Source organism: Mycoplasma sp. 394, assembly GCF_054353895.1.
Genome location: NZ_JBTHHL010000008.1, coordinates 1 through 12,438 on the forward strand (window position 1 = coordinate 1; position 12,438 = coordinate 12,438).

Below are 12,438 nucleotides of genomic sequence, written 5' to 3' on the forward strand. Positions count from 1 at the left end.
GATAGGTTTAAAAGTAAATGTATTCAAGACATTTTAATGAATTATAATTACTATTCAGTTTTCAAAGAACTATGCCTAAGGGGCATTTTTTTATTCAATTTACGAATATTTCTACAAAAATATGCTTTTATGTTAAAATAATGATAGAAATTATATTTAGAACATTATAAGTATATTGTTTTAATAATAAAAACTGAAAGGAATTGATAATGAAAAGATTTAGTAAATTAAAGATGTTATTATGAGCTTTACCTACGACTGCATTAGTTTTAGCATCTACAGTGATTTTTTCAGTTAAAGAAAAAGGAAAATCTGATATTAAATGATTTGAAAATTATCATAATAATAAATTTCAAGTGAGGAATTTTAGAATAAAGACAAGTTCTTCTGATCCGACTATAATTAATTCACTTAAAAATTTCGAGTTGAAAATTATTTTAAAACATGAATTTGACAAAAACAGCGAAAATGATTTGGAGGATTTGTTAAAAAACAAGAACCAAGATTTCATTGAAAAAATCAAAAAATCAAATCTAATTTTTAAAGATGTTAAAACTTCTTCGTTAGCACCGTTTGTTTGATTTTATTTTGAAAACGAAGAACAACGAAAAAATTTTGTTGAAAAAATACAAAAACTTGATTCAATATTAGGAATTGTTCTTTTTGATCAAAGTGTTGTACAACTAAGCAATAGTAATCAATATGATCCATATTATAAACTTTATAGAAAAATAAATAATAATAATGATTTGTTTATGGATTTTATTAAACAAAAAGAGCGAGAAAATCATAGAAGTTATATACCCACATCTAAAATTGGAATTTTAGAAGTTGGTGGAAAATTTGATGAAACTATGGATAATGACTTTTTAAACAGAGGTTATGAGGTTCTAATAACAAATAAAAATCTTGAATTAAACCATCATTCTCAAGAGGTTCCATTGATTGCAGCTGGTAGTCAGGGATTTGACAGATACGCTAAAATGTATTTTAGTAGTTTTAAAACTGATAAAGAATGAGAAGGCGCCCTTGAATGGTTTGTTAAAAATGGTGTAAAAGTTATAAATCATAGTTATGGATCGATTTATGATTTATTAGGTAGCGAATATAATGAAAATAACTTACTTTTGGATAGTATTTCAAGAAAATATGGAATTATAAATGTATTTGCATCCGGGAATGATAATGATAACCGTGACAAAGGAAATGAATGAATAAATTCAAAATCATTATCAATTAACAATATTGTAGTCGGAGCATTAGAATATGATTCATATCGTGGAATATCATCTGATAATATTGCCCGATATTCAAATTATCTATTATTTGATAAATATAAAAACTTAGCAAAACCTAATGTTGTTGCACCAGGTTATTTATATAAAAGAAAAATATTGGGTTATGGTGATAGTCAATATAATAAAATTGGTACAAGTTATGCAGCACCAATTATTTCAGGGTTGATATCTACATTATTAAGAGAGAAAAGTTTAATTAATAATGATAATTATAGAATTCAAGCAATTAAAGCAATTTTAGCTGTGGCATCTTGAATTCCGAATAATAATGATATAGCTTATAAAAGTAATGGGTACTCACTAAAATATGGAGCTGGTATTCCTAATTTTGAAAAGATGCTTAAAGCGTTTGATAATCTAACAATTGCTAATATTGATAAAAAAACAAACGGAACTGTGTTAGCAACAAAAGAATTTTATGCTTATAAAGGACAAAACATAAGAGTAGCTAGTTCGTGATTATTCAATGCTGGATTGCTTAAAAATAAAGAAAATAAACCAAGTTCGAATTTTAGTTGATATCTATATTTAATTCCATTTTTTGCAATCGGAACAGGAATTGCAGATTTAGTGTGAAGTGGTACACATAAAAACGACAGCCAACTTAAATTACATGAAACCCTAAAAAGACAAGAACAAAAATTATATTCTGATTATGATTTAATTTTAGAATATAAAGATAAAAATGGGAATTGAAAGCAAATTAAAAAAATAATTACAGAAGATTCAACAGATGAACTTATAATCCATAATGCAAATATATCAGGTTTATATCGAGCAAGGGTAGTAAAATATAAAGATTCATTATTTGAAAATTCTATTGATGATAATATTGCAATGACATATTTGGTATCTTGATAAATGAAAAGAACATTTAAAACTATATTAGCATCTTCTGTTTTATCAACTTCTTTAATAGCTTTGTCATGCTCTAGTAACAAAGTTTCTATAAATTACGACGATGAAAATATTGATTATCGTTTAAGATTTGCTGAATTACTTGATCTTTACCAAACCCAAACTAATATAAAAAGAAATCCATATGATTTTTTTATGTTAAAATGAGAATCTGGTGAAAATAATGGTGGGTATGGTGTTGAAACCTTATTAAAGAATAATTTTACAATATTTACAAGTTCCAATCAAGTTCGGAATGATTATTTAAGTAGGTTTTCACTAGATTTTTATAAGAAAATATACAATATGTTTTTAAGGTTAAATGAAAAAGAGAGGGATTTTAATATCAATGATTATTGAAAAATTAATCCTAATAATATGACACAAGAGCAAATAAATAAGTATAATGAACAAAAATTCGAAGAACAATATTTATATAATCAAAAAATAGATGAATTTTTTAAGACAAAAAACTTGGTTCTTTCTACATCTTGACATGCTCGCTATCGTATTGACTATTCCCAAATAGATTACTTGATATATAATCCTAGAAGTAATCCTGATGAAATCTCATTTATTAAAGTACATACTGGACAATTGCAACCTGCGAGGTATTACCAACCTGCAAGTGGAGGTGCATCATTTATGGATTCTGCTGTAATAAATAAAAATATTAAAATTAATCCGATTGTAAATGATCACTTAACTAAGCAAGAAGTTATAGATCTCTTTGAATTTCTTGAAAAAAAATATGAGGTAAAATAAATGAAGCATCATAAGTGATTGATATTATTTGTTTCTGTATCAATGATTGCACCTATTTTAATTGCTTGCTCAAATGTTGAAACAAAAAAACCGACGGAAAATAAAGCAGAGATTAATGCCACAAATGAATTTAATAATTTACTTGAGTGATATCAAAATCAAAATAAAATAGTATCTAACCAAGACCGCTTTGGTAAGTATTGAAGTTATCTTTGAAACAAAGATAAGATACCTTTATTTAAGCAGCCATACCTTATTATTGAGACACTAGATGACCTAAAGGAAAAAATACTTAATAAATTTGATCGTAAATTATTTGTGGAACTATATAATAGTAAAAAATATAGTTTAGATTTTGATATTCGAAAATTAGATGAAAAAGATATTCTTGAACTTAATTTACAAAAATTTTCTAATATTTTTTTAAATAACCAAAACCTTGAAGTTTTCTTTAAAGAAAATAATTTACTTATAGCTCAATATTGACATGATCCAAACGATAAAAACAAATACAATCAAAAATATCTTATACCAGATCCTACACACCAATCAGATACTCATTTAATATTTGATGTAGTTAGTCCAAATGACTTATATTATGTGGAAGATTTTGGGTTATATCAAAGTTCACCACAATATGAAAAAGACTTTTTATACAAAGATGTAAAATTAACTGTAATTACTTTTAATAAAGAAAAAAAGATTTTTATAGATGAAAATTTAACAAAAACTCAAACTAAAAATATTTACAAAACACTTTTAACAAAATATGGTGATCGAGTATAAAATATACACAACAATATTAATATTGTTGTGTTTTAATAACAAAACACATAAATTTAAAAGCAAAAAATATTAAAATTAGCTTATTTTTATACACTAAAAAACCTAATTTTATAATATAATTTAAGATATGAATAAATTGAAAATAGGTGTTGATATAACACATATTTCCAGGTTTGTAAACAAAAGTAATTCTTTTATTGATAGGTTGCTTTCTGCAGATGAATTAGTTAAATTTGATAAACTTAAACAAAAGCAAAAGCAATTATTTTTAGCACGAAGTTGAGCAATAAAGGAAGCTATTTTCAAAGCAGATAATCAATATTATAAATTTAAAGAAATTGATATAAAAAAAATAAATAATAGATGAATCTTTAAAGATTTTATTATTACAATTTCGCATGAAAAAGATATATTGGTTGCTTTTGTAATTAATATGGGGGAATAAATGAAATTTACAATAGATACTAGAATTAAGTTTCTTGCTACATGTTTAGCATGATTGTGTCGTTGATTGAAACTTGGTTCAATGCTGCGTAAGTATAAAAAAACACCTGAATTAGTTTCTCGTGAACAACGCTATAAGTTTATTCTAAAAATTGCTAAGAAATTAATTAAAATTTATAATATTGATTTGGCTATTGAAGGCATTGAAAATATTCCAAATAATGGTGGAATTATTTTAACCCCTAACCATAAATCATATATTGATGCCTTAGTTTTGATTGCTGCATTAGAACAAACAAATCAAGAATTTATTGATAAGCCTCGTGTCCCTACATTTATTGGTAAAGAAGGATTGAAAAAAAGTAAAACTATTTATAAATCAATGCAACTACTTGATTCATTTTTTATAGATAACAAAAATATCCGCGATAGTCTTCGTACATTAGATGAATTTACTGATTTTGTCAAAAATCAAAAAACTTTTGGAATTGTCTTTCCGGAAGGAACCCGCATTAAAGAAGAGAAATTAGGTGATTTTAAATCAGGTATCTATAAAATGGCTAATAATACATATATGGATGTGATTCCTGTTGCTATCTCAAATACATTAGATGCTTTTAGTCTCAAACGTCATGGCAGAATCAAAGTTACAGTTTCATTTTTAACTACTTTAAAAGCCAAAACTAATATTACTAAGGAACCAGCAATAATTGCAACTAAAGCAAAAGATATGATTGCTGCAAAGTTAGGATATACTGATGAAATTAAAAAATAAAAATCTTAACTATTCTTATGAGCATAATTTCAAATTAGCTGATTTTGATGGACCACTTGATTTGTTGTTAGAGTTAATTAAAGCGAAGAAAATAAGCATCATGGAAGTTAATTTAATCGAATTAGCAACTCAATATATTCAAATCATTAATCATTTAAAAGAAGCAGAAATTGATATTGCTGGCGATTATTTAGTAATGGCTACAACCTTAATCAACCTAAAAGCAAAGATGATCCTACAAGGTACTGATGAAGTGGATGAAGAAATAGAACAAGAAAAGAAATTGTTTATTCAAGATTTAGTTGAATATGAGCAGTTTCGTCAGGTTCGTGAAGCTTTAAAAACATTTCAAAGTCAGCGCGCTGATATTTATATTAAAAAAGCAAGTAATATTGATGAATACATTCAAGACAGTGATTCAGCAAAACTTGATGGACATTCAAATCCGATAAAATTAATTAATGTTCTGCGTAAGATGTTTGAAAGAGTTTATGCACAGCATTTAAGACAAACCAAACTTGAAAAGTTTAATTTAACACCATCCGATCAATTTCCGTTTATTAAGAATTTATTAAAACAACACCAAACCTTAACTTTTGAAATGGTATTTAATCAACCAACCTTAAATCACTTTGTTATTACCTTAATTGCAGTTTTAGATTTAGCAAGACAACAGTATTTACTAATCAAACAAGATAATCAATTTGATGCAATTTCAATAACCAGAGGAGAAAAATTCAATGAAGAATAAAATATTAGAGGCACTTTTATATATTCAAGGTGATGATGGACTTACTTTAGAACAAGTTAAAGAAATATTTAACTTAAATACCTTACACGAAGCAAAAAAAGTAATGGCAGATTTTCATAAGGATTTCAACTCTGAAGATCGTGGTTTAAAAGTTGTAGTATTCAATGAAATATATAAATTAGCTACCCGTGAAAGTGTTAAAGAATATATAACTAAGATGGTATCAGTTGTGCGTCCACATCGTTTATCAAATGCTGCTATTGAAGTAGCAGGAATTGTAGCTTATAAACAACCAATAACCCGTAGTCAAATTAACAAAGTGCGAGGAACTGCATCTGATCAGGTAATTAATACTTTATTAGTTAAAGGTGTGATTGAAGAGGTTGGTATTTCGCCAACTCCTGGTAGACCAATATTATATGGGATAACAAATAAATTCTATGATCACTTTAAAATTTCTACTTTACGTGATTTACCAAAACTAGATGATTTCAATTATGTTGATGGTGTTGAAAATGAGGCAAATGATTTTGATTTATTTACCAGCCAAAGAGAGGATAAATAACCTATCACTTAGATAGGTTATTTTCTATTTCGCAAAAAAAAAAAAAAAAACTATAATAATATTTATGAAAAATCAAACTAATATTGATGTTAATCTTAGGAAATGAAAACAAAAATTATTGGATTTATCGAACAGAAATAACGCAATAACTTTTAAAGTTGATCCACTAGGTGAAAGCACAAATTTTAAAACTAAAAATAAACAACAAATTCAAATTATTAATCCGACCTTTCAAGAAATTTTATCCATTTTTCAAAACACAGAAAATAAAGTATTCAAAATAAAAACAATTGACGAATCTTCACAAATACAATATAACACTAAGTCGAATATTTTTTATACAAATTCAGAAACCGAAGAAATTGATGCAAGATTAAAAAACATTTATAAAAAAGTCGAAACCTTTAAAAACGAATATTCTATTGATATTCTTTATTTTACTATTGGGTTATTAAAATGATATGAAGATTCAAACTCTGATGTATTCCATTATTCACCGCTTTTATTTATTCCAATTACATTAAAAAAACAAGAAAATATCTTAAAGATTGAATTTACAGACACAAGTAATGTAATAATAAATGAATCACTTTTATTAAAATTGAAAGAAGATTTTGGTATCTTTGTGGAGTGAAATCTTGATGAGAATTTAGATTTATATACCCAATACCAAGAACTCAGTTCTAAAATATTGAATTCATATCCTAACGATACAAGATGAAAAATTATTGATTATTGCTATATTTCTACATTTGATTTCACTAAGATTGTTATATATGAAGATATCCAAAAGAATAGTCAAAAAATTATTGAAAGCAATTTCTACAAAGGATTTCAAGGTAAAGGAGATTTAAGTAATTATGATATTAGTTCCATTAATTCTGACAACATTAATTCACATATTGATGTTAATACAGAATATCGTGGACTAGATGCAGATTCATCTCAAGAAATAGCAATTCAAAATGCTATTAAAGGTAAATCATTTGTTTTACAAGGACCTCCTGGGACGGGAAAATCACAAACAATTACTAACATTATTACTGAGTTAATTGCAAGAAATAAAAAAGTACTATTTGTAGCAGAAAAGAATACAGCATTGCAGGTTGTATTTAATAATCTTAAAAAAATAGGTTTAGAAAAATATGTAGTTGCAATTCACGATGGCGATCTTGATAAAAGGAAAATACTTAATGATATAATAACATCGATAGAAGATTCAAAATTTTATGAATTAGATAGTGAAAAAACTGATGCATTATTAGCAAAACATAATAATAGCAAAGACATTTTAGATGCATATGGTGAAATACTTATTAAAAAAAGAAAACCACAAAACTTAAATTTATATGAATATATTTCTGAATATTATAAGTTAGAAAACTATCCTGATATAGAATTTTATACAGGAAATTTCTCAGAATTGTCACTTAATGAACATGAGAATATTCTTGAAAAAATAGATAGTTTTTATAAAGCATATAAAGAATTAAATTTTGATATGCAAGCATCGGTATGATATGGTTTAAATATAAATCAAAAAAACCAACAAATATATCAGTCATTAAAAGAGAGTATTTGAAACCTTATTAATAATTTTGCTAATATTAATGAATATTTTAATAATATTTTATTAAAACCTTCAAATATTTTTATTAACAATTTTCAAAAAATATTTATGCAACTTAATTTATATACAAAATATAACATTCAATTATATAAATTTGCAAACTATGCAGAATTTATACAAATTAATGATAATTTAAAAACCATATTTAATAAGAAAAGTGAAAATAACAAGTTATTAGATGAATTTATTGAGCATTTTGTTGATGTTAATGTAATACAACAAATTAAGATACAAGAAATTAATAGTAAAATACCTAGCATAGAAAACTCATGAACTAGAATATTTTCATCAGCATGAAAATACGCTAAAAAATTACTTAAAAAGTCATCGTTTAAAGTTTTATCTAAGCAAGATAAAGGGATTTCAAATTTATACAAAAAGGTTGCACAATATTTAAAAAATAATTTAGATATAAAAGAAATTTGAAATAAGTTAGGTGTATCTGTTATAGATGATGTTGACAAACTAAATGAATTAATTGATGTCTTTGATAAAATTATTGAATTTAATGATACAGAAAGTAATGGTTATATTTCTTTTTTGACTAACCTATCATATATTAATCAGATGATTAATGATTTTGAAAAATTTTATTCAAATTGGAACCTCTTTATCTCATTTTTTGATAAAAAACAAATTGATTATGCAAATTATGATTACCAACAATTAATATCAAAAATACAAACATTACAAAAAAATTTTTATGATACATTGGAACCATATATTGAATTAAATTGAGCTATAAGTGAACTTAAATATATAAACTTAGATTCATTTGTAAATGCAATTATTAATAACAAAATAACAAATTATTTTCAAGAAATTTATTTACGCAAAAATTATCAAATATTGATTCAAAGTATATTATGAAATGAAGTAAAAACAAATCAAGCACAATTTCTATCTACACACCTTGATATATTACGTGAAAAAGAAATCGAATGTCTTTCATTTTCAAAGCAAAAAGTTAAACAAAAAAATGATGAATATTTAAGTTATAAACTCAGTTTATCTAGAAATAACCCTGAATATAGAATAATTAAAGCAGAAAGTCAAAAGAAGAGAAATTTTTTACCTTTTAAGAAAATCTTTGAAAAAGCATATAACTTTATATTAGATGTAAAACCCTGTTTATTATTATCACCCTTAATGGTATCAAATTTATTTAAAGATATTGATTTTGAATTTGATACAGTGATTTTTGATGAAGCTTCTCAAATAAAACCTGAAAAAGCAATTTGTTCACTTTTTCGTGCTAAACAAGCTATAATAGTTGGTGATCAAGAACAAATGCCTGCTTCCGACTTCTTTGAAAAACAACTCATATCCGAAACTTATATTGATGAAGAAAGTGAAGATATTTCATCTGGTTACGACTCGTTACTTGATTTTGTTGCTTCTAGATATGATTCGATAAGACTAAAATGACATTACCGTTCAAAATTCGAAGAACTAATTCATACATCAAATCAAATGATTTATAGAGATTTAATAACCTTTCCTAACTCAAGAAACCCTAAAAAATTTGAGGGATTAAACTTTATTTATGCAGAAAATGATACTTTTAATATAAAAGAAGATATTTTTGTATTAATTGAAGAAACTAAAAAACTTCTTAAAGATATTATTGAAACTCATAGAGATAAGTATTCTGTAGGTATTGTTGTATTTAATGTTAATATCTTAGATAAAGTTGAAAGAGAAATTGAAAAATTTAGAGAAAGCAATCCTGAATTAGCTTATTTCTATGAAAAAAATAAAGATGAACCATTTTTTGTTAAAAGCATTGATGGAGTTCAAGGAGATGAAAGAGATATTGTTATCTTCATAATTGAAGCAAAAAGAATTTCAAAGGATCGTTTTGGAACAAGTTTTGGTGCAATAAATCGAAGTAATTCAGGTTATAAACGTTTAAATGTTGCAATAACTCGTTCTAAAATTGGAATGCATATAATTTCTAATTTCACAAGTTCGCAAATAGACTGATTCCGTAGTGAAAGTCGTGGGATAAAAATCTTAGAGCAATTTATTAAAAATGCAGAATTTGGTATTTCTAATCTAAGTGATAACGATAGTAATAATGGTGATGTAAGTATACATTTTGATTCTGGTTTTGAAAAACAAGTATATGATAAACTAATAATGCAAGGCTTGATGGTTCGCACCCAAGTCGGAGTTTCAGGGTATCGAATTGATTTAGGAATTGTAAATCCTAAAACAAACAAGTTTATTTTAGGTATAGAATGTGATGGGGCTTTATATCATTCTTCTAAATCAACTCGTGATAGAGATCGCTTAAGGCAACAAGTCTTAGAAACACGTGGTTGGATAATCCATCGCATCTGGTCTACTGATTGATTTAATAATCCGGATCGTGAAGTTCAAAAAATATTAAATAAATTAAAAGAATTAGAAATGTCAAAAACAAATCAATCGCAACAAGAAACAGGTATACCTAAAATAGCAAATAATGTCCATCAAGAATCATTAGTAAATACATATTTAAAAGAAAATAAAATTCCTAATGTTGAAATTTTTGAAAAATATTGACCAATACAAAAAAGTGCAAGACACTATAAAGTAGAATTTAATTTACATTCTAGCTTGAGAAATAAATTAAAATGTAAGGAAATATTGCTAAAAATTTTTGAAAAATCAGGAGCATTAACATTCAATAAATTCCTTGCCTTCGTAAAAATTTTATTAGAAGAAAATTCTACAACAAATAAAGTAAAGGATTTTGCTCAGTCTATAATAAATAGATATAATTTGATTTTAGATTCTGATGAATTTGTTTATCCTGATTCAGAAAATTTTAAATTCATCTTTAGACAATCAGATGAAGATGATGAACGCAGACCGATAAATGAAATTCATAATAGTGAACTTCAACATTTAATTTTGACACTATTTAAATATGCTAATGTGTTTGATTTTAAAGGTATTAGCACTGAAATTCTTTCACGAACTAACAATAAAGCATTAACTGTGAACACTAAAAATAAAATAAAATCAGTAATCGATAAAATGATTGATAACCAACTACTTGAAGAAATATCGAATGAGCATTATAAACTGGTAAAAGCAAATTAACTTGCTTTTATTTATACAACTTTTTAAAACTATTATAATTTTATTATGTTGAAAAGACATTTATGAATCATTTTGTTTTTTTATCCAATTATAGTGTTTTTAATGCTATATAATATCATATTAAAACAAATACAAATATATAATAACAGTTATGAATTAATTATTTTAATAATTTATGCTCTAAGTAGTATCATTTATCTTTTAGCACTATATAATAGTGCTAAAAGGAATATTTTATCGTTTATATACTTTATTATTTATTTTGTTATTAATTGTATTTTCCATTTAATTTATAAAAATTATATTAACTTATTTACTACTTTAATAACTTTTATTATTCTAACTTTATCAATGTTAAAACAATTAATAAGATGGAATAAAACTAATAAAGGAAATAAATTTATATATTATCGGTTAAATATTATTTCTATTTTATTTTTAATAATTTTATTTATTCTTATTTTTAATTTAACTTATTTTTTAGGTTTTTGACTTAAAGATACTTTAAAAAATTACTTTTTTACCTATGATACAGCATCGAAAGTAATTTTTAGTATATCAGAAAGCATTTATATTGTCTTTATTTTGATGTTAATTTTTGGAATCAGATTTTCATATATATTAACATTTTTATCTAGTATTTTTGCAATTATTTTTTATTCTTTAAAAATAGTAGATATATCAAAAATACTTTTAATTTTAATATATCAAATTATTTATTTATATTTATTTTTTATCAGTAAAAACAAGCAACTTTCAATAGCATTTATCGGTATGGGGGCTTCAGGAAAATCAACTTTAATAGCAAAATTAGATGATTTTTGAATTCCTAATAATTTTAAAATTCTAAATGATCGCAGTAAAATAATAAAACCATATAATGAATGTTTAAAAGATTTAAAAGATAATGCTTTTAAATATCAATGAACTTTTTTTACTGATCGACTTAGACAACAGCAGATGATGCAAAAATATGATTGTTCTGTAATTGATCGACATTTAATTGAAGAACTTATTGCTCATAATGTGCTTGAAAAAATGCAGTTTTTTAACCAAAAACAAAAATTTTTATGATACATATGGTATAAACCACTGATGAATTTTATTCTAAATTCACAACCCAAAACAACTTTAGCTTTTATTATTCTTAAAAATCCAGAATTTATTAAAAATAACCGTTTGAATGTTATTAATAGTAAAGATATACAGCAAAGTCAAAAAAGACAAAACGAACTAATAAATACTGAATTTATGAACTTAATAAATAAAAATTATTTAGATCAGCAAAAGGTTGGTAGACTTTTAAAACGTCTTTTAAAACATATTAAATATTCATATATATTCATTGATGAACAATGATTTGAAAGTATACCTAAAATTAAAAAAATAATATTATCGCATCTAAATAAATATGTTTAAGTCTAGAATATAGGT

General features: G+C 24.7%; 9 protein-coding genes. All 9 read left to right on the forward strand.

From position 1 onward, the window contains the following. The first annotated feature begins 209 nt into the window (after positions 1–209). The 9 genes from ACXYRQ_RS03245 to ACXYRQ_RS03285 all read left to right on the forward strand — a co-directional run bounded on the left by ACXYRQ_RS03245 (position 210) and on the right by ACXYRQ_RS03285 (position 12,423). On the forward strand, positions 210–2,159 hold the full coding sequence (locus ACXYRQ_RS03245) for a S8 family serine peptidase (RefSeq protein WP_458597544.1): 1,950 nt from the start codon (positions 210–212) through the stop codon (positions 2,157–2,159). Beyond that, positions 2,160–2,960, forward strand: a complete 801-nt coding sequence (locus ACXYRQ_RS03250; protein ID WP_458614813.1) for a hypothetical protein — start codon at positions 2,160–2,162, stop codon at positions 2,958–2,960. Next, positions 2,961–3,746 (forward strand): hypothetical protein, encoded by a 786-nt coding sequence (locus tag ACXYRQ_RS03255; protein ID WP_458614814.1) that lies wholly within the window; start codon positions 2,961–2,963, stop codon positions 3,744–3,746. Positions 3,747–3,873: 127 nt separating this feature from the next. Then, the gene (locus ACXYRQ_RS03260; protein WP_458597541.1) at positions 3,874–4,191 is read left to right on the forward strand and encodes a 4'-phosphopantetheinyl transferase superfamily protein; all 318 of its coding nucleotides are present in this window, start codon (positions 3,874–3,876) and stop codon (positions 4,189–4,191) included. After that, the gene (locus ACXYRQ_RS03265) at positions 4,192–4,965 is read left to right on the forward strand and encodes a lysophospholipid acyltransferase family protein (protein ID WP_458614138.1); all 774 of its coding nucleotides are present in this window, start codon (positions 4,192–4,194) and stop codon (positions 4,963–4,965) included. Then, complete coding sequence (locus ACXYRQ_RS03270) at positions 4,949–5,716, forward strand: segregation/condensation protein A (RefSeq protein WP_458614815.1); 768 nt, start codon at positions 4,949–4,951, stop codon at positions 5,714–5,716. The genes ACXYRQ_RS03265 and ACXYRQ_RS03270 overlap by 17 nt, the downstream gene beginning before the upstream one ends. Further along, entirely contained in the window at positions 5,706–6,281 is a 576-nt protein-coding gene (gene scpB / locus ACXYRQ_RS03275; RefSeq protein ID WP_458614816.1) for an SMC-Scp complex subunit ScpB, read from the forward strand. Before ACXYRQ_RS03270 ends, scpB begins: the two co-directional genes overlap by 11 nt. Positions 6,282–6,345: 64 nt before the next feature. Beyond that, entirely contained in the window at positions 6,346–11,004 is a 4,659-nt protein-coding gene (locus ACXYRQ_RS03280) for a DUF4011 domain-containing protein (protein ID WP_458614817.1), read from the forward strand. Positions 11,005–11,355: 351 nt separating this feature from the next. Next, a complete protein-coding gene (locus ACXYRQ_RS03285) occupies positions 11,356–12,423 on the forward strand; it encodes a hypothetical protein (protein ID WP_458597537.1) in 1,068 nt (355 codons plus the stop codon). Positions 12,424–12,438 lie beyond the last annotated feature (15 nt).